Raw genomic sequence first — 18,516 nt, 5'->3', positions numbered from 1 at the left:
GTTCACCATGGCATCCATCAAGGGAACCCGCAGCCGGGGCATCGCGCTGCACACCGTCCTCGTGATCGGCCTGCTGCTGTCGGCCTTCCCGTTCTACTGGGCCGTGATCATGTCGACGCACTCGTCGTCGGAGATCTTCTCGTACCCTCCGAAGCTGCTGCCCGGCTCGCACTTCCTCGAGAACGCCCGGCACCTCTTCGACAGCGTCGATTTCTTCGGCTCGATGGTCAACTCGCTGCTGGTCGCGTGCTCGGTGACCTTCCTGGTCCTGTTCTTCGACTCGCTGGCCGCCTTCGTCTTCGCCAAGTTCGCGTTCCCGGGCAAGAACGTACTGTTCGCGCTGCTCATGGTCATCTTCATGGTGCCCGCGCAACTCGCGGCCATCCCGCAGTTCGTGATCATGGCGAAGCTCGGCTGGATCGGCTCGATGACCTCGCTGATCGTGCCGGCGGCCGCCAACGCCTTCGGCATCTTCTGGATGCGCCAGTACATGAAGGGCGCCATCCACGACGAGCTCCTCGACGCCTCGCGCATCGACGGCGCGAACTTCATGCGCCAGTACTGGCACGTCGCCCTCCCGGTGGTCCGCCCGGGCCTGGCCTTCCTCGGCATCTTCACCTTCATGGGCCAGTGGAACGACTACGCCTGGCCCCTGATCGCGCTCACCGACCCCGACAACGTCACCCTCCAGGTCGCGCTGTCCCAGCTCAACGGCACCCACGGAACGACGGACTACGGAATGGTCATGACCGGCGCGCTGCTCGCGCTGGTCCCGCTGCTGATCGTGTTCGCGGTCGGCGCCCGCCAGATCATCGGGGACCTCGCCAAGGGAGCCATCAAATGACGCGCTCCCTGCCGACGGACCCACTGCTGGCACTGCGCCCCTGGGAGGCACCGGAGGTGACCTCCTGGGGGCGGCTGCCCATGAACGCCGTCGACCGGCGCGCCGGAGCATACTCCCTGGACGGCGACTGGCGTTTTCAGTTGCTGTCCGCTCCGGACGCGCCGGTCGGCGGTGCGTGGTCGACGACGGCCGTGCCGGGTGTATGGACGATGCAGGATACGGACGACCCTCTACGGGCGACGGTCGACCTTCCGCAGTATCTGAACATCCGTATGCCGTATACAGAATTCCCTCCGTTGTCGCCCGCCGACCACAACCCGACAGGTGTCTACGAGCGGGAGATCGACATCCCCGCCGAGTGGGCCGGACGCCGGATCGTGCTCCAGGTCGGGGCCGCCGAGAGCGTGCTGCTGGTGCATGTGGACGGGCGGCCCGTCGGTGTGTCCAAGGACTCCCACCTCGCCGCCGAGTTCGACCTGTCGGCCGTCGTGCGCCCCGGCGGGCGGTCGGTCCTCCGGCTGACCGTCGTCAAGTGGTCGGACGCCTCGCACATCGAGGACCAGGACCACTGGTGGCACGGCGGCATCACCCGCTCGGTACTGCTGTACGCGACCGACCCGCTGCACCTGGCCGACGTCACGGTCCGCGCGGCGCGGGACGGGGAGTTGCGGGTCGACTGTCTGGTGCGGGACGCGGGCGGGGCGCTGCCCGAGGGATGGTACGTCGGTGGGGAACTGGACGGGCTGGCGCTCGCGCAGGACACGGAGTTCGACCGGGCCAACGCCGAGGACGAGCGCGTCTCCGCCTTCCTCGGCGAGGCTCGGCTGCACGCGCGCGTGCCCGAGGTGCGCACCTGGACCGCCGAGACGCCCGAGCTGTACGGGCTGACGGTGCGCCTGCACCGCGCCGACGGCAGCGTCGCCGACACCTCCCGCCACCGGGTCGGCTTCCGGGACGTCGAGATCGTCGGGCGGGACCTGCTGGTCAACGGCGAGCGCGTCTTCATCCGGGGCGTGAACCGGCACGACTTCCACCCGCTGACGGGCCGGACGGTGTCGTACGACGACATGCGCGCGGACCTGATCCTGCTGAAGCGTTTCGGCTTCAACGCGATCCGCACCGCGCACTACCCCAACGACCCCGGTCTCCTGGATCTCGCGGACGATCTCGGGTTCTACGTGGTCGACGAGGCGGACATCGAGTCCCACGACCACGCCCATGAGATCGCCGACGACCCGCGTTATCTGAACGCCTTCGTGGACCGGGTGTCACGCATGGTGCTGCGGGACAAGAACCACCCGTCGGTGATCATCTGGTCGCTGGGCAACGAGTCGGACTACGGCGCCAACCACGATGCCGCCGCGGGCTGGGCGCGCCGGCACGACCCGACCCGGCCGCTGCAGTACGAGGGGGCGGCCAAGCGCGGCTGGGCGGATCCGGACCTCGCCTCCGACATCGCCTGCCCGATGTACGCGCCCCTGGAGGACTGCGTGGCGCACGCGCTGTCCGGGGAGCAGACCAAGCCGCTCATCCAGTGCGAGTACTCGCACGCGATGGGCAACAGCAACGGCACGCTGGCCGACCACTGGGCCGCCATCGAGGCCACCCCGGGTCTTCAGGGCGGGTTCATCTGGGAGTTCTGGGACCACGGAATCCTTCAGTCCGTGAACGACGGAAGACCGGTCGGGCGTGGGGGCGCCGGGCTCTACGACAACGGTGTCACCGCCCCCGGCCACCGCTGGGCATACGGCGGCGACTTCGGCGAGACGGACCACGACGGCGCGTTCATCGCGGACGGTGTCGTCTTCCCCGACCGCACCCCGAAACCGGTGATGTACGAACACCGGGAGATCGCGGCGCCGGTACGGCTGGAGCTGTTCCGGCACGAGGGGGTGGTCGTCTCCAACCACCAGCACTTCCGGGGCCTGGAGTGGCTCGCGGGCGAGTGGGAGCTGGCGCTGGCGGACGGTCGTACGCTGACCGCTCCCGCGGTGCTCCCGGCGCTGCGGCCCGGTGAGACGGCCGTGGTGCCGCTGCCGTTCGCGGTGCCGGAGGACGGCGGCGAGGTCTGGCTGACGCTGCGCGTGAGGACCGCCGAGGACCTGGCGTGGGCGCCGGCCGGTACGGAGGTGTGCGCGCCGCAGGTGCGGTTGCGGGCGGCCGTGGTGGTCGAGGACCTGATGGTCGCCGGTGGCGTGGAGGTCGACACCGACGGGCTGCTGGTCCATCCGCTGCTGACCGCCGGGCCCACGCTGTCGTTGTGGCGGGCGCCCACCGACAACGACGAGCTGGGCGGCATGGCGCTGCGCTGGCGGGCGTGGGGGCTGGACGCTCTGGTGCGCAAGGTGGTGTCGGTGCGGCACGACAGCGGGTCGGTGACCGTTGTCGCGGAGTACGCGGGGACCACCGGCGTGGTCCGGCACCGGCAGGTGTTCACCCCTGTCGAGGGCGGGGTCCGGATCGACGAACTGGCCGAGCTGCCGGAGGAGTTCGACGACGTGGCCCGAGTCGGGTCGGTGTTCGAGACGGTCGCGGGGCTCGACCTGCTCGAGTGGTTCGGGCAGGGCCCCTGGGAGTCCTACCCGGACCGCAGCGGGGGCGCGCCGGTGGGGCATCACTCCCTGCCCGTCGACGCGTTGTTCACGCCGTACCTGCGTCCGCAGGAGAGCGGCGGCCGGCACGGCGTAAGGCGCTTCACACTCTCGGCGCCGGACGCCACCGGTCTCGTGGTCGCGCTGGACGAGCCGCGGCAGGTGTCCGTAACGCGCTACCGCGCCGAGGACCTGACCGCCGCCGCCCACCACGACGAACTCGTGCCGCGCGCGGGCTGCGTGGTGCACCTGGACGCGTCGCACCGGGGCCTCGGTACGGCCTCGTGCGGCCCCGACACCTTCCCCTCCTACCTCGTCGCACCGGGCACCCACCGCTGGAGCTGGACCCTGCGCACCCTGTAACCCCCCTCCCCCGCAAGGCTTTTCCCGCCTCCCCTACGGAGCACACGTGTGTACTTCGCATGCCCATGAACCGTGCGAGGCCGCGCAGGCCGGCGCCGGACGACGCAGTTTCCTGCGGGCCACCGCACTGCTGGGGGCCGCGGCCACGGCCTCGGTCGCCCTGCCCGCGGCCGACGCCGAGGCGGCGCCCTCCGCCTGGCGCCCCGACGCCGACAGCCGCCGCTTCACGCTCGCCGTGATGCCCGACACCCAGTACCTCTTCGACGGGCCGAGCATCGACAAGGCGCCGGTCGAGGCCTCCCTGCGCTACCTCCTGGAGCACGGCCGGGACGAGAACATCGTCTTCCTGTCCCATCTCGGCGACCTCACCCAGAACGGCGCCGAGAACGAATTCGCAGCGATCGGCGAGGCGTTCGGGCTGCTCGACCGGCACGGCGTCGGCTACAGCGTCCTGGCCGGCAACCACGACGTGAAGTCGTCCACGACCGACCAGCGCGGCGCGACCCCGTACCTGGACACGTTCGGCCCGCGACGCTTCCGGCGGAAGCCCACCTTCGGCGGGGCCTCCTCCGACGGCTACAACACCTACCACCTGTTCAAGGCCGCCGGCCGCGAGTGGATGGTGCTCGCGCTGGACTGGCGGCTGTCGGTGAAGGGGTACGCCTGGGCGAAGGACGTCCTCGCCCGGCACCCGAAGACCCCGGTCGTCCTCACCACTCACGAACTGGTCGTCGAGGACGACTCGCTGTCCGCGTACGGGCAGCAGCTGTGGGACCGGCTGATCGAGGACCACGACCAGATCTTCCTCACCCTCAACGGTCACTACTGGCCCGCCGGCCGGACCACCCGCAAGAACGCGGCGGGACATGACGTCCACCTTCACCTGACGAACTATCAGAACCGTTACTTCGGCGGTGCGGCGATGATCCGCCTGTACCGCTTCGACCTCGACCGCGACGTCATCGACGTGGAGACGGTCTCCCCCTGGATCCTGGGCCGGGCCGCCGAGGGACTCAACGAGCTGGAGCGGCAGGAGATCGAACTCAGCGGCGACGCCGACCGGTTCTCCGTCGGCATCGACTTCGCCGAGCGCTTCGCCGGCTTCGACCCGGTGCCGGCCCGTGCCGCACGACCGGTGTCGAAGGTCGTCGTCCCGGGCACGGTCGCCTACTGGCGGTTCGACGGGCACGACGACGGTACGACCGTCTCCGGCACCGTCCGTGACCTCTCCGGGCGCGGCAACGACCTCACCGTCGTCACGGTCGGCGACGGCACGCTGGGCCGGTCGTCGGACCACCACCCCGACCAGCCGGGCCACGGCAGCCTGGAGTTCCGGGGTTTCAAGTCCCCGCTGCAGGGCGCCTACCTGCGTACGGTCGACGGCGCCCCCCTCAACTCGGCGACGTTCGAGGACGGTTACACCATCGAGGCGTTCTACCGCCTTCCGGCCGACTGGGACCCGGCGCACCACGCCTGGTCGGGACTGGTCAGCCGCACCGGAACGGGTGGCGCCGCGGGCAAGAGCGGCGACGACCCCGACGAGCCGCTCGCCACGCTGTCCCTGTCCAACGACCGGGAGCCCCAGTGGGCGATGCGTCCGCTGAACCAGGAGGGCATCGCCACCAACTGGGGGCAGGAGACCCCGCTGGAGACCTGGTGGCACCTCGCGGTCGTGAGCGACGGCACGCACACCACGCTGTACGTCGAGGGCTGCCCGGTCGTGCGCAACCCGAAGGCGAAGGCCGTGGGCATCACCTCCGTCGGGCTGCCGTGGCTCCTCGGCGGCTACGAGTACGCCGGACAGATCGACCAGATCCTGCACGGCAGTCTCGGTGACGTCCGCATCGTCGAACGGGCGCTGCCCACGACCTCCTTCATGAACCACTGAGACCCGCCGAGGACATCCATGACCGAGCAGCAGCTGCCCGCCTGGGCCGACCCGTCCGTCTCCCCCACCGCTCTCGACGCCCAGGGCGTGTCGAGGCGCGGACTCCTGCGCCGCGCCGGCCTGTTCGGCGCCGCGTTCGCCCTCGGTGGGGCGGCCACGCCCGCCGTCGCCGCCACCGGCAGGGGCTACGGCGGGGAGGACCCGCGCCTCGCCTATCTCGTCGGCGACCACCATGTGCACTCCGTGTACAGCCACGACGCCAAGTACACGTTCTCCCAGCAGGCGCAGGCCGCCGCCAGGTACGGCCTGGACTGGATGGTGTTCAACGAGCACTCCAACTTCGGGCACGCCTCCTACGGCGCCGCACTGGAGCACAAGGAGATCCTGCGGGCACGCGCCGAGAACCCCCGTCAGCTGATCTTCCAGGGCCTGGAGTGGTACATCCCGGCCGCCGAGCACTGCACGGTGTTCGCCGCCCCGGGCCCCCACGAGGTCGACCTGCTCACGCGGTTCGAGCTCGCCTACGACGGCAAGCTGCTCGGCTACACCGAGGGCTCCGCCGGCGCCACGGACACCGCCCGCAACGAGGCCCACGCCGTCAAGGCCGTCAAGTGGCTGGCGGAGCAGCGCCGTTCGGGCTACGTGGACGACGTCCTCGTCCTCGCCAACCATCCGCTGCGGCTGGGCATCGACTCCCCGCACGAGATGCGCAACTGGCGGGACGCGGCCCCCGAGATCATGATCGGCATGGAGGGCGCGCCGGGCGCCCAGGGCGCGGCGCTTCCCGGCTGGCGCGGCTCCACCTCGATCCGCGGCGAGTACGAGAACAAGCCGTCCGCGCAGTCGTGGGCGGGCTATCCGGCGGACGCCTACCTGACGTACGGCGGCTTCGACTGGGCGACCGCGACGGTCGGCGGCCTGTGGGACTCGATGCTGGCCGAGGGCCGGCTGTTCTCGATCACCACCAACTCCGACAACCACCGGACCGTCTTCGACACCTGGAAGAACGGCGACTGGCCGGCCGGGCAGAACTTCGACAACACCGGCAGGCTGCCGGACCCGGTGAACACCGACACACCGCAGCCGGGCAGCGACTTCTGGCCGGGCCAGTTCAGCCGGACCCACGTGGGGGTGACCCGCTACGGCTACCGGGCGGTGATGACGGGCCTGCGCGAGGGCCGGATCTGGCTCGACCACGGCCATCTGCTCGACGGCCTGGAGGTCCGCCTGCGGCGGGAGCACAGCACCGGCCGGGGTGTCACGCTGGGCGGCCGGATGCGGGTCCGCAGCGGCGAGAAGCTCACCCTGAGCATCACGGTGACCACCGCCTCCCGTCCCAATCCCCAGGGAATCCTTCCGGAGTTGGCGCACGTGGACGTGATCCGGGGCGCGGTGCGCGGCCCGGTGCCCGACCGCGACACCTGGAAGGCCCCCGACACCAGGGTCGTCCGCACGACGGACGTGAGCGGCCGTACAGGGACGTACACCCTGCGTGTCCCGCTCACCGTGGGCGACGAGTCCTTCTACGTCCGCCTGCGCGGCAGCGACGGCAACCGCAACGGCACCGGTTACCTCGGCGCGTCGGTCGACCCGCACGGCCCGATCCCCCACGAGCCGGGCGACGGCGATCCGTGGGCGGACACATGGTTCTACTCCAACCCGATCTTCGTGGACGTCGTCGGCTGAAACGCCCTGGAAAGGGGCGCCGGGGAACTGCGCGACCGGCTCAACGGTCCGCGGTTCCCCTCGACAACAGCCCTACGGCGCCACGAAGGAGGTCTCACGCATAGAACCGCGACAGGCTCTGCAGCACGGCAGCGGGCTTCGCGCCCCCCTCGATCTCGATCGCCCCGTCGACGGTGATCTGCACGCCGCCCGGCACGTCCTCGACCTCGGTCAGCTTCGCGACCAGCCGGATCCGCGAGCCGACCTTCACCGGCGAGGGGAAGCGCACCTTGTTCAGCCCGTAGTTGACCTTGGTCGTCACGCCCTGGACGTCCAGCAGCTCGGTGAACAGCGGGATGAACAGCGAGAGGGTCAGGTAACCGTGGGCGATGGGGGCCCCGAAGGGTCCGGTGGCCGCACGCTCGGGATCCACGTGGATCCACTGGTGGTCGCCGGTCGCGTCGGCGAAGGTGTCGATGCGCTCCTGGGTGACCTCGATCCACTCACTGGTGCCCAGGTCGCTGCCGGCCAGCTTCTTCAGTTCGTCGAGGCCGTTGACGGTGACGCTCATGTGGGTTCCCTTACTTAGGAGTCGGATCCGTAGCGCTTGCGCACCCGGGCTTTCAGGAGCTTTCCGGAGGCGGTGCGGGGAAGTTCGTCCGCGACCACCACCGACTTGGGGATCTTGTACTTCGCGAGCCGTCCGGCCAGGGACGCCACCACCTCGTCGGGATCCAGCGAAGCGCCCTCGCGGGGCACGACGACCGCGCGCGGCACCTCGCCCCACTTGTCGTCCCGCACACCGATGACGGCGGCCTCGACGATGTCGGGGTGGGCGAGTAGGAGGTCCTCGATCTCGGCGGGGTAGATGTTCTCCCCACCAGAGATGATCATGTCCTTTATACGGTCGACGATGTACACGTAACCGTCTTCGTCGACCTTCGCCGCGTCCCCGCTGCGGAACCAGCCGTCGGCGAAGGAGGCGGACGTCTCCTCGGGCAGCCCCCAGTAACCGGGCATCACATGGGGTCCGCGCACGAGCACCTCGCCGGTCTCGCCCGCCTCGACCGGGGCGAGGTCGGGGCGCAGGACGCGTACGTCGCTGAAGAAGTGCGGGACCCCGGCCGAGCCCGCCTTGCTGATCGCGTGCTCGGCGTCCAGGAAGAGCGTGCCGGGCGAGGCCTCGGTCATGCCGTAGCCCTGGAGGAAGGTGAGCCCGCGTTCCTGGTAGGCGGCGATCAGCGGGGTGGAGACCGGCGAGCCGCCGCAGGTCAGCAGGCGCAGGCTGGACAGGTCGGCGCCTGCCCAGCGCGGATGCCGGGCGATCTGGTCGAACATCGTCGGCACCCCGAACATGAAGGTGATCCGGTGCCGTTCGATCAGGTCGAAGGTGGCGTCGGGGTCGAAGGCCTCGACCAGGACGCAGGTGCCGCCCTTCAGGAGCACCGGGAGCGTCAGCATGTTCAGGCCGGCGGTGTGGAACAGCGGCGCCGAGACCAGGGCGCGCTCGTCGGCGATCAGGTCGGTGTCGACGAGGACGTTGATCGCGTTCCAGGTCAGGTTGCCGTGCGTGAGCATGGCGCCCTTGGGCCGGCCGGTCGTGCCCGAGGTGTACATGATGATGCAGGTGTCGTCGGCGCCGACGGGTTCGTCGATCGGCTCCTCGGCGGCCGACGCCAGCATGCTCTCGTACTCCTGCCCGACCTCGACGTACGTCCGCACGTCCGTGCTGCCCGGCAGTCCCGCGACCAGGCCCGCGTGGGAGGGGCCGTAGACGAGGGCCTTGGCGCCGGAGTCGGCGAGCTGGTAGGCGATCTCGGGTCCCGCGAGGCGGGTGTTGAGGGGGACGAAGACCGCGCCGAGCGTGCCGGCCGCGAACAGCGTCTCCAGGTAGGAGGGGTGGTTCGGGCCGAGATAGGCGATCCGGTCGCCGCGGCGGACACCCCGGGCGCGCAGGGCGTGGGCCAGGCGCGTGGTGCGTGTATGCAATGTGCGGTAGTCCGTCGACTGTTCACCGTGGACCAGGGCGGTGCGGTGGGGGGTCTTGCGGGCCCGGCGTGCGGGCCATGACCCCAGTCCCTCGTTGCGCATCTGTGACGCCCCTTACGGTGTGGTCAGCCCGAGCAGACGGGCGGCGTTCTCCTTGAGGATCTTCGGCTTCACCTCGTCCTTGATCGTCAGCTTGTCGAAGTCGGCGAGCCAGCGGTCCGGGGTGAGGACGGGGAAGTCGGAGCCGAAGAGGACCTTGTCCTTCAGCAGCGTATTGGCGTACTGCACGAGCTGCGGCGGGAAGTACTTCGGCGACCAGCCGGACAGGTCGATGTGCACGCCCGGCTTGTGTGTGGCGACGGCCAGGGCCTCGTCCTGCCAGGGGAAGGAGGGATGCGCCAGGATGATCTTGAGGTGCGGGAAGTCGGCGGCGACGTCGTCGACGTGCAGCGGGTTGGAGTACTTCAGACGGATCCCGCCGCCGCCCGGAACGCCCGCGCCGATGCCGGTCTGACCGGTGTGGAAGAGGGCGATGGTGCCCGTCTCCTCGATGACCTCGTACAGGTCGTACGCGACCGACCGGTCGTTGGGGAAGAAGCCCTGGATGCTGGGGTGGAACTTGAAGCCCTTCACCCCGTACTCCTCGACCAGGCGGCGGGCCTGCCGCACGCCGGCCTTTCCCCGGAAGGGGTCGATGGAGGCGAAGGGGATGAGGACGTCCGCGTTGGCGGCGGCGGCCTCGGCGACCTCCTCGTTGGGGACGGGGGCCGTGCCGGTCGCGGACTCGGCGTCCACCGTGAAGATCACGGCGGCCATCCTCCGTTCCCGGTAGTAGGCGGCCGTCTCCTCGAGGGTCGGCTTCCGCTTGCCCTCCACCTTGAAGTAGGCGGAGGACGCGTCGTGCAGGTCGTCGTCCAGCGAGGAGTGGCCCTTGGAGGACACCTCCGCGTGGGTGTGGACATCGATCGCGACGAGTTCCTCGACGTTGAGGGTCGCCATGGTCAGGCCTCCGGGAACTTGGGCGCCGGGATGCCGACGGTCTGCAGCTCGGCGCCGACCGAGGTGGGGAAGGCGTCGGCCAGGCTCGCGGGGGTCCAGCCTCCGTCGGCGTACGCGGTCTTGATCTCCTGCGGATGCGACCAGAGTGCCACCTTGTCGCCGCCGATGCCGATGGCCTGACCGGTGATGCCACGTGCCGCCCCGGAGGCGAGGAAGGGCACGAGCGCGGCGCAGTCCTCAGGCGTGCCGAAGCCCTCGCCCTTGCGCAGGAAGTCCGGGAGCGGCTCGCCGTTCCTCATGGCCTCGATGTACGGGGCGAAGGCGGGGATGGTCTCGGTCATCGCGGTCGCTGCGACCGGCACGATCGCGTTCACGGTGATGTTGGCGCGGCCCAGCTCCATCGACCAGGTGCGGGCCATGGCGGCGATGCCGGCCTTGGCGGCGGCGTAGTTCGTCTGGCCGAAGTTGCCGCGCTGGCCCGCCGGGGAGCCGACCAGGATCAGCGTGCCGCCCTCGCCCTGCTCCCGCATCCGTACGGCGGCGGCGCGGGCGCAGGTGAAGGTGCCCTTGAGGTGGGTGGTGACGACCGCGTCGAAGTCGTCGTCGGTCATCTTCCACAGCACCTTGTCGCGCAGGATGCCCGCGTTGGTGACCAGGATGTCGAGCCGCCCGAACTCCTCGACCGCGCGGGCGACCAGCCGCTCGGCGGCCTCGGTGGTGCCGACCGGGACCACCTCGGCGACAGCGGTGCCGCCGGCCTCCGTGATGGACTTCACGGCCTGCTCGGCGACCGCCTCGTCGACGTCGTTGACGACCACGGAGGCGCCGTGGGCGGCCAGGGCGTGGGCGTAGGCGAGACCGAGGCCCCGGCCGCTGCCGGTGACGACGGCGACCTTGCCGGTGAGATCGATGCTGGTCACGAGCGAGTCCCTTCAGGAAGAGCTATGACCACGAGGGGGTCACAGGAGCTGCGACCACGCGGGTCGCGGCGGGTGCGGCTTCGAGATCGAAGCTAAGAGCAATAATTGTTGTCGTCAATAGTTGTTGTCCACCTGCGGGTGAGTCATGCTGGAATCGGCACGACGCACCGCCCCCGGAAGGGGCCGAGACCAGGGAGCCCGCCATCGCCCGCCAGGACAACGCAGTGAACGCCGCCGCCCCGATCGACGGGAACGAGCCGTGGATGCGCGGACTGCACGCGGACACGGGCTACCTGCTCTACCGGCTGGGCCTGCGCTCGGGTCAGCTCTTCAACACGTTCCTCCAGGAGTCGGGGCTGCGACTGCGCCACTACGCGGTGCTGCGCTTCCTGGCCACCGCCGAGGGCGCGCTCCAGCGCGAACTGAGCACACGGCTCGGGTACGACCCGAGCGCGATCGTCGGCCTGGTCGACGACCTGGAGAAACTGGGGTTCGCCGAGCGCCGGCCCGCCCCGGACGACCGCCGCAGCCGGATCGTGGTCCTCACCGAGGACGGCCGCGCCTTTCTGCGCGGCACGGACGAGGCGGGTTTGCGCGTGACGAACGAACTGCTGGGCCCGCTCGGCCCCGCCGAACGCGACGCCCTGCACACGCTGCTGCTGCGGGTCGCGGAGGACAGGCTGAGCTGATGCCATGAGGACGACAGAAGTGGACCAGGGCCGCCCCGCGACGACCTCCCGTTCCGCGCCGGACCGGCTGCTGGCCGTGCTCGCCGCGTTCGACCACGCCCACCCGGCGCTGTCCCTGACCGACATCGGCCGTCGGGCGGGGCTGACCCTGACCACCGCGCACCGGCTGGTGGGCGCGCTGACCGAGTGGGGCGCGCTGGAGCGGGACGCGTCCGGCCTGTATCACGTGGGCCTGCGGCTGTGGGAGATCGCCGCGCTCGCGCCGCGCGGCCTGGCACTGCGCCAGGTGGCGCTGCCGTATCTGGAGGATCTCTACGAAGCCACGCACGAGAACGTGCAGTTGGCGGTGCGGGACGGGTCCGAGGTCGTCTACACCGAGTGGATCTCCGGGCGCTCGGCGGTAGGCGTGCACATCCGGGTGGGCGCCCGCTGGCCGCTGCACGTCACCGGAGTCGGGCTGGTGCTCCTGGCCCACGGCGGGCCCTCACTCCAAGAGGCCTACTGTGCCGGGCCGTTGGCGTCCTTCACTGCGCACACCATCACCGATCCCGCCCGGTTGCGCCGGGTACTGGCCGAAGTCCGGCGTATGGGCGTCGCGGTGAGCAGCCGTCAGGTCACGGACGACGCCCTGTCGGTGGCCGCCCCGGTGCGCGGGCCGGGCGGTGCGGTGGTCGCCGCCGTGTCGGTGGTCGTCCCGCATGCCCACGCCCAGGTGCCGGTGCTGGCACCGGCCGTACGGGTCGCCGCCCGCGGGATCTCCCGGGCCCTGGGGTGGCAGCCGGGGGAGCCACAGGTCTGAGGCACCCCCGCGCCGGGGGACCTCACACAGCGTCGCGGAGGCTTCCCGCCGGGGCCCCACGCGCCCGGATCCCCGCCGCCCTCCACCGGCGGCCCCATCGCTCCGCCCCCTCCCAGCCCGTCCTCACCGAAATCTCAGCCTGCGGCCCGGGCATTCAAAGGATCGACCCATGTGCGGGGCGCAGGATGCAGGCGCAAAGGTGGACATCTCAGGAAGGCGTGCCGTGGGCGTCTCGCACATATCGAACCGGTCCGAGCAGCAGTCGCAGGGGTGGTCCCGCCGCGGGATCCTGGCCGTGCTGAGTGCCGTGCCGGCCGTCGCGCTGACCGGGTGCGGTTCCGGGTCGGCGGACGCCTCGGAGGGCTCGGGCACCCGGGCCTCCGCTTCCACGAAGGCATCGGCGGCCGCCAAGCAGCCGGTGATCTCGGTGACCCCCGCCGACGGCACGAAGAAGGCCGCGTTCAGCAGCCCCGTCGAGGTGACGGTGACCGACGGCACCCTCGCGTCCGTGACGGTGACGGGCGACGACGGCTCCACGCTGGAGGGCTCCCTCAACGACGCCCGGACCACGTGGACGTCGACGAGGAACCCGTACTCGGGAACCACGTACACGGTCACCGCCCGGGCGGAGGGCGTCGACGCCCGGACGGCCACCTTCACCACCAGGTCGCCCGGCGAGACCTTCGTCGGCTACTACACCCCCGAGGCGGACTCGACCTCCGGCGTCGGCATGCCCGTGTCGATCAACTTCACCCACGCCGTGTCGGACAGGGCCGCCGTCCAGAAGGCGATCACCGTGACCGCCGAGCCGGCGGTGGAGATCGTGGGCCACTGGTTCAGCGACACCCGGCTGGACTTCCGGCCGGAGACGTACTGGGCGGCCGGCACCAAGATCACCCTCAGTCTGCGGTTGAAGGACGTCGAAGGACGGGATGGTGTCTACGGTATTCAGTCGAAGGACGTCACCTTCCACATCGGCCGCGAGCAGATCAGCACCGTCGACCTGTCCAGCAAGCAGATGGTGGTCGAGCGTGACGGCGCGACCTACGCCACCTACCCCGTCTCCGGCGGCGACTCCGAGCACACCACCTGGTCCGGGATCATGGTGATCAGCGAGCGGTTCAAGCAGACCCGGATGGAGTCCTCCACGGTCGGCCTCGGCGACGAGTACGACATCTCCGACGTGCCGCACGCCCAGCGCCTGACCACCTCCGGCACCTTCGTCCACGGCAACTACTGGGCCTCGACCTCGGTGTTCGGCAGCCAGAACACCAGCCACGGCTGCGTCGGACTGCACGACGCCAAGGGCGCGGGCGACAGCTCCGTCGCGGGGTACAGGTTCTACGAGAGTTCCCTGCTCGGCGACGTGGTGATCGTGAAGAACTCGGGCGAGAGGACCGTCGACCCCGCCAACGGCCTCAACGGCTGGAACCTGCCCTGGGCGGACTGGAAGGCGGGCAGCGCGGTTTAACACCTTTGCGCGGTTCACGCCCTGAACTCCCCCGGGACGAAAGGACTTTCCTCGCTTTAAGTCTTGACGACCCTCGCGACGGAGAGCACATTGGGCCCACTTTGAGAGCGCTCTCAAGGGGCAGCGCTGTCAAAGGCACCCGCACCCCACCACTCCGTACCCGAGAGGTCCCCCCATGAGTGCACCCTCCGGCGTGTCCAGGCGGCGACGCGCGCTCGTCGCCGTCCTGGGCACCCTCGGCCTGGCGGCCGCCGCGGCGACGGCCGTCACCCTGCCCGCGAACGCCTCCGCGCCCACACCCCCGTCGGGCTGGACGCAGGTCTTCCTCGACGACTTCACCGGCACCGCCGGCACCGGCGTCAACACCTCCAACTGGCAGTACAGCACCGGGACTTCGTATCCGGGTGGTCCCGCCAACTGGGGCACCGGCGAGGTCGAGACGATGACCAACAGCACCAGCAACGTCTCGCTCGACGGCAACGGCAACCTGCGCATCACCCCGCTGCGCGACGCGGCCGGCAACTGGACCTCGGGGCGTATCGAGACCACCCGCACCGACTTCCAGCCCCCGTCCGGCGGCAGACTGCGCGTCGAGGCCCGCCTGCAGATGCCCAACGTCACCGGCACCGCGGCCGAGGGCTACTGGCCCGCGTTCTGGATGCTCGGCGCCCCCTACCGGGGCAACTACCAGAACTGGCCGAGCGTCGGCGAACTGGACATCATGGAGAACGTCCAGGGCCTGAACAAGGTCTGGGCGACCATGCACTGCGGCACCAACCCGGGCGGGCCGTGCAACGAGACGAGCGGCATCGGCAACAACACCGCCTGTCCCAACACCACCTGCCAGTCCGGCTTCCACACCTACACGATGGAATGGGACCGCTCGGTCACCCCCGAGGCGATCCGCTTCTTCGTCGACGGCGTCAACTACCACACGGTGACGGCCAGTCAGGTCGACGCGACGACCTGGGCCAACGCCACCAACCACGGCTTCTTCGTCATCCTGAACGTGGCGATGGGCGGAGCCTTCCCCGACGCGTTCGGCGGCGGCCTGGACAGCGCCACCGAGCCCGGCCACCCGATGGTCGTCGACTACGTGCAGGTGCTCCAGGCCTCGGGCAGTGGGAGCGGTACCACGCCCCCGCCGTCCGGCAGCCGTGACGCCTACTCCACCCTCCAGGCCGAGTCCTACGACAGCCAGTCCGGCACCACCACCGAGACCACGACCGACACCGGGGGCGGCCAGGACCTCGGCTATCTCGCCAACGGCGACTGGGCGTCGTACAAGGGCGTCAATTTCGGTTCGACCGCGGCGACCCAGTTCAGCGCGCGGGTCGCCAGCGGCGCGGCCTCCGGGGTGAGCGGGCTGGTCGAGGTGCGCCTGGACAGCCGTACCAGCACGCCGATCGGCAGCTTCGCGGTGGCCAACACCGGCGGCTGGCAGACATGGAAGACGGTTCCGGCGAACATCAGCTCCGTCACCGGTACGCACGACGTGTATCTCACCTTCACCAGCGGGCAGTCGGCGGACTTCGTGAACGTCAACTGGTTCACGTTCGGTCACTGATCCCGTCCCGGGCGGCGCCGGACGCCCCGACCTGCGCACGGGTCGGGGCGTCCGGCGCAGCCCCGCAGACCCCCGACTGCCCCTCGGGGCAGGCAGATCTGCCCCCACGCCTCTTTCCGGGCGCGCGGTCGGCCGGTATGCAGGGATGGACCACCCCTCCCGCCCGGAAGGCACCTCGTGCGCACAGCGAAGCCCGGCAGAACTCCCGACGACTCCCCCCGCAAGGGCACGACGACCTCGGCGAACACCGGAACGCCGGCCCACCGGCTCCTCGCCCTGCAGCGCACCGCGGGCAACGGCGCGGTCGTCCAGTCGCTCCGCCGGGAGGGCCACCCCGCGACCGCGGCACGGGAGGAGCACCGGCACGGCGCGGACTGCGGTCACCAGGACGCCGCGGGCCACGGGGCCGCTCCCCCCGTACAGCGGTCGGCGGTCCACGACGTCCTGCGCGGCGGTGGCCGGCCACTCGACGACGCCACCCGTACGGACATGGAGTCCCGCCTCGGCGCCGACTTCTCCGACGTCCGCGTCCACACCGACGCCGCGGCGAAGGCCTCCGCGTCCGAGATCGGCGCCCGTGCCTACACCTCGGGCCACCACATCGTCCTCGGCGAGGGCGGCGGGGACCGGCACACCCTGGCCCATGAGCTGACCCATGTCATCCAGCAGCGGCAGGGACCGGTCTCCGGCACCGACAACGGTGCCGGGCTGCGGGTGTCGGACCCCGGTGACCGCTTCGAGCGCGAAGCCGAGGCGAACGCCGCGCGAGCGCTCGCGGGTCCGGCGCCGTCCGCCGCGCCCGCCCCGGAACACGCCGTCCGGCAGGACCCCGCCGGCGGTGGCGCCGTGCTGCAGCGCCGCAAGGTCGAGATCAAGCAGGGCCCGCCCCAGACGGCCGACACACAGGCCTTCAACGACTTCTTCACCGCCGTGGACAACGCCGTCGAGTGGGCCTACCACTACGTCACCACCGCGCCGCAACTGGGCCCCCTCGCCACCTACGACGGCTACACGAAGCGTTGGGTCGAGGTCTGGCAGGAGTTCAACGCCGTCGGCAGGAACGGCGGTATCTCCAAGGAGTTCGGCTACGCGATCGAATCCGTCGCCCAGGCCCGCCTGGAAGGCGCCGGAAGCCCCAACCTCCCCGCGGGCATGGACTACGCCACGCAGGTGACCTTCGGCACCACCCGGCCGGACTACGTCCTGTACGCGCACGGCAACCCCGTCGGGGCCGTGGACATCACCGCCGCCGGCAGCACCGGCCACGTCCTGAACAAGACCAACTGGGACGCTCTCTTCACCCAGTTCGGCGAGTCCGTCTATCCCTCGCTCAGCCCCACGATCACCGCCGCGATGAAAATGGCCCACGGCAACGCCGCGCCGCTCACGCAGCAGCAGGCCGACCAGCTGAAGCAGCAGGCCGCGGCCAAACGCGCCGAGTGGGAGGAGAAATGGCGACGGATGGGCGTCTCCTTCAAGGACGCCATGCAGCGCAAGGGCATCGTGAACGCGGCCGGCCAGGTGAGGGGCGGCGGCGATCCGATCGTCCGCGAGGCGGAGCGCCGCGGTGCGGTCTTCGCGTGGATGCGGGACGGCCTCGGCGTGGACCAGGACACCGCCGAGAGCAACGCCACCGTCATGCTGCTGAAGTTCAACCCCAGCTGGCCCGCCTCGTTCTCCTGCAACGACTCCACCGCGAGCGTGTCCCGCGGCGAGGCGTTCCTGACCTCCGTGTTCCGGGAGTGGGAGCAGCGGCACGCCACCTGACGGAACGTCACCAGGGCAGCGGCCGCCCGTCGCGGAAGAAGCCTCCGGTCGGACCGTCGTCGGGCAGCGTCGCGGCCCATACGATCCCGGCGGCGCCCTCGGCGACGGGTCGGCCGCCCGGGCCGCCCATGTCGGTGGCGACCCAGCCGGGGCAGACCGAGTTGACCAGGACGCCGTCGGCGCGCAGTTCGCCCGCGAGCATCCGGGTGAGCGCGTTGAGCGCGGCCTTGGAGGTGGAGTAGGCGGGCGTGCCGCCGGTCATGGCGGCCAGGGAGCCGCCCTCGCTGGACACGTTGACGATGCGCGGACGCCCGCTCGCCCGCAGCAGCGGCAGCAGGGCCTGAGCCAGCCGCCACGGCCCGTACAGATTGGTCTCCATGGCCTCGCGTACGACGTCCAGGTCGGCGTCCGCGGCCCGCTGCCAGGTGTCGTAGGTGATCGCCGCGTTGTTCACCAGGACGTCGAGGCCGCCGAACCGCTCCCGCAGGACCCGCGCCGCCGCCTCCGCGTCCGCCGGACGCGTCACGTCCAGCAGCAGCGGATGCGCGCCCGCGCCGCCGAGCCGCGCGGCGGCCTCCTCGGCGGCCCGCTCGGAGCGGGCGGTGACCAGGACCGTCCAGCCACGGCCCAGGAGTTGCCGTGCCACCTCGTAGCCGATGCCACGGTTCGCCCCGGTCACCAATGCGATCACTGCCGCGCCCTTTCGCCGCCCTGACTCGTATGAGGGACAAGCCTGTCAGTCAGGGAAAGCGGAGTCTCGCCGGAAACCGCCCACAGCCCGGTCCCGATGACGACCGACGGGCGACTGTCTGCAGTCGACCGCCGCCACCAGACCGCAGACGGTCGACCGCCGCCACCAGACCGCAGACCGTCGACTGCCGCCCCCAGACCGCAGACGGTCGACTGCCGCCCCCAGACCGCAGACCGTCGACCGCCACCTCGGACCGCAGACAGTCGACAGGCC

At 70.8% G+C, this 18,516-nt stretch carries 14 protein-coding genes; 9 read left to right on the top strand and 5 right to left on the bottom strand.

What is annotated here, in order from left to right; translation table 11 throughout:
• Positions 1-7: 7 nt before the first annotated feature.
• From ACIBVL_RS16910 to ACIBVL_RS16895, 4 genes are read left to right on the top strand one after another with little or no spacing between them, the layout of a single operon-like run.
• Complete coding sequence (locus ACIBVL_RS16910; RefSeq protein WP_399097906.1) at positions 8-844, top strand: carbohydrate ABC transporter permease; 837 nt, start codon at positions 8-10, stop codon at positions 842-844.
• Positions 841-3,798, top strand: a complete 2,958-nt coding sequence (locus ACIBVL_RS16905; protein ID WP_399097905.1) for a glycoside hydrolase family 2 TIM barrel-domain containing protein — start codon at positions 841-843, stop codon at positions 3,796-3,798. Before ACIBVL_RS16910 ends, ACIBVL_RS16905 begins: the two co-directional genes overlap by 4 nt.
• Positions 3,799-3,844: 46 nt before the next feature.
• Positions 3,845-5,686, top strand: a complete 1,842-nt coding sequence (locus ACIBVL_RS16900; protein WP_399097904.1) for a LamG-like jellyroll fold domain-containing protein — start codon at positions 3,845-3,847, stop codon at positions 5,684-5,686.
• An 18-nt stretch (positions 5,687-5,704) separates the two neighbouring features.
• On the top strand, positions 5,705-7,372 hold the full coding sequence (locus ACIBVL_RS16895; protein WP_399097903.1) for a histidinol-phosphatase: 1,668 nt from the start codon (positions 5,705-5,707) through the stop codon (positions 7,370-7,372).
• 94 nt (positions 7,373-7,466) lie between these two features.
• On the opposite strand, the gene ACIBVL_RS16890 is transcribed toward ACIBVL_RS16895, so the two are convergent.
• Genes ACIBVL_RS16890 through ACIBVL_RS16875 form a run of 4 tightly spaced genes read right to left on the bottom strand, consistent with a single transcriptional unit; the run spans position 7,467 to position 11,259 of the window.
• Positions 7,467-7,922, bottom strand: a complete 456-nt coding sequence (locus tag ACIBVL_RS16890) for a MaoC family dehydratase (protein WP_399097902.1) — start codon at positions 7,920-7,922, stop codon at positions 7,467-7,469.
• A gap of 14 nt (positions 7,923-7,936) precedes the next feature.
• Positions 7,937-9,442, bottom strand: a complete 1,506-nt coding sequence (gene menE, locus ACIBVL_RS16885; RefSeq protein WP_399097901.1) for an o-succinylbenzoate--CoA ligase — start codon at positions 9,440-9,442, stop codon at positions 7,937-7,939.
• A gap of 12 nt (positions 9,443-9,454) precedes the next feature.
• Positions 9,455-10,339, bottom strand: coding sequence for an amidohydrolase family protein (locus ACIBVL_RS16880; protein ID WP_399097900.1), 885 nt, complete (start codon positions 10,337-10,339; stop codon positions 9,455-9,457).
• A 2-nt stretch (positions 10,340-10,341) separates the two neighbouring features.
• Positions 10,342-11,259, bottom strand: coding sequence for an SDR family NAD(P)-dependent oxidoreductase (locus tag ACIBVL_RS16875; protein ID WP_399097899.1), 918 nt, complete (start codon positions 11,257-11,259; stop codon positions 10,342-10,344).
• Between the two features lie 263 nt (positions 11,260-11,522).
• Between ACIBVL_RS16875 and ACIBVL_RS16870 the strand changes: the two genes are divergently transcribed.
• The 5 genes from ACIBVL_RS16870 (at position 11,523) to ACIBVL_RS16850 (ending at position 17,552) form a co-directional block, all read left to right on the top strand.
• Positions 11,523-11,948, top strand: coding sequence for a MarR family winged helix-turn-helix transcriptional regulator (locus ACIBVL_RS16870; protein WP_399097941.1), 426 nt, complete (start codon positions 11,523-11,525; stop codon positions 11,946-11,948).
• Between the two features lie 4 nt (positions 11,949-11,952).
• Entirely contained in the window at positions 11,953-12,747 is a 795-nt protein-coding gene (locus ACIBVL_RS16865; RefSeq protein ID WP_399097898.1) for an IclR family transcriptional regulator, read from the top strand.
• A 223-nt stretch (positions 12,748-12,970) separates the two neighbouring features.
• Positions 12,971-14,218: an Ig-like domain-containing protein gene (locus tag ACIBVL_RS16860; RefSeq protein ID WP_399097897.1), complete on the top strand. Its 1,248-nt coding sequence runs from the start codon at positions 12,971-12,973 to the stop codon at positions 14,216-14,218.
• A 175-nt stretch (positions 14,219-14,393) separates the two neighbouring features.
• Positions 14,394-15,785: a glycoside hydrolase family 16 protein gene (locus ACIBVL_RS16855; RefSeq protein ID WP_399097896.1), complete on the top strand. Its 1,392-nt coding sequence runs from the start codon at positions 14,394-14,396 to the stop codon at positions 15,783-15,785.
• Between the two features lie 177 nt (positions 15,786-15,962).
• Positions 15,963-17,552, top strand: coding sequence for a DUF4157 domain-containing protein (locus ACIBVL_RS16850; protein WP_399097895.1), 1,590 nt, complete (start codon positions 15,963-15,965; stop codon positions 17,550-17,552).
• A gap of 7 nt (positions 17,553-17,559) precedes the next feature.
• Here ACIBVL_RS16850 and ACIBVL_RS16845 read toward each other — a convergent pair whose 3' ends face one another.
• Positions 17,560-18,243 (bottom strand): SDR family NAD(P)-dependent oxidoreductase, encoded by a 684-nt coding sequence (locus ACIBVL_RS16845; protein ID WP_399097894.1) that lies wholly within the window; start codon positions 18,241-18,243, stop codon positions 17,560-17,562.
• Positions 18,244-18,516: the final 273 nt, after the last annotated feature.

The organism is Streptomyces sp. NPDC049687 (assembly GCF_044465285.1).
Lineage (GTDB): Bacteria > Actinomycetota > Actinomycetes > Streptomycetales > Streptomycetaceae > Streptomyces.
The sequence above is the reverse complement of the archived record's forward strand: the minus strand, read 5'-3'. Positions and strand labels throughout refer to the sequence as shown.

Bases quoted from the DNA above. Each gene is read 5' to 3' on its own strand.
- ACIBVL_RS16910 (WP_399097906.1), top strand. From the start codon at position 8: ATGGCATCCATCAAGGGAACCCGCAGCCGGGGCATCGCGCTGCACACC.
- ACIBVL_RS16905 (WP_399097905.1), top strand. From the start codon at position 841: ATGACGCGCTCCCTGCCGACGGACCCACTGCTGGCACTGCGCCCCTGG.
- ACIBVL_RS16895 (WP_399097903.1), top strand. From the start codon at position 5,705: ATGACCGAGCAGCAGCTGCCCGCCTGGGCCGACCCGTCCGTCTCCCCC.
- ACIBVL_RS16890 (WP_399097902.1), bottom strand. From the start codon at position 7,922: ATGAGCGTCACCGTCAACGGCCTCGACGAACTGAAGAAGCTGGCCGGC.
- menE (WP_399097901.1), bottom strand. From the start codon at position 9,442: ATGCGCAACGAGGGACTGGGGTCATGGCCCGCACGCCGGGCCCGCAAG.
- ACIBVL_RS16880 (WP_399097900.1), bottom strand. From the start codon at position 10,339: ATGGCGACCCTCAACGTCGAGGAACTCGTCGCGATCGATGTCCACACC.
- ACIBVL_RS16870 (WP_399097941.1), top strand. From the start codon at position 11,523: ATGCGCGGACTGCACGCGGACACGGGCTACCTGCTCTACCGGCTGGGC.
- ACIBVL_RS16865 (WP_399097898.1), top strand. From the start codon at position 11,953: ATGAGGACGACAGAAGTGGACCAGGGCCGCCCCGCGACGACCTCCCGT.
- ACIBVL_RS16855 (WP_399097896.1), top strand. From the start codon at position 14,394: ATGAGTGCACCCTCCGGCGTGTCCAGGCGGCGACGCGCGCTCGTCGCC.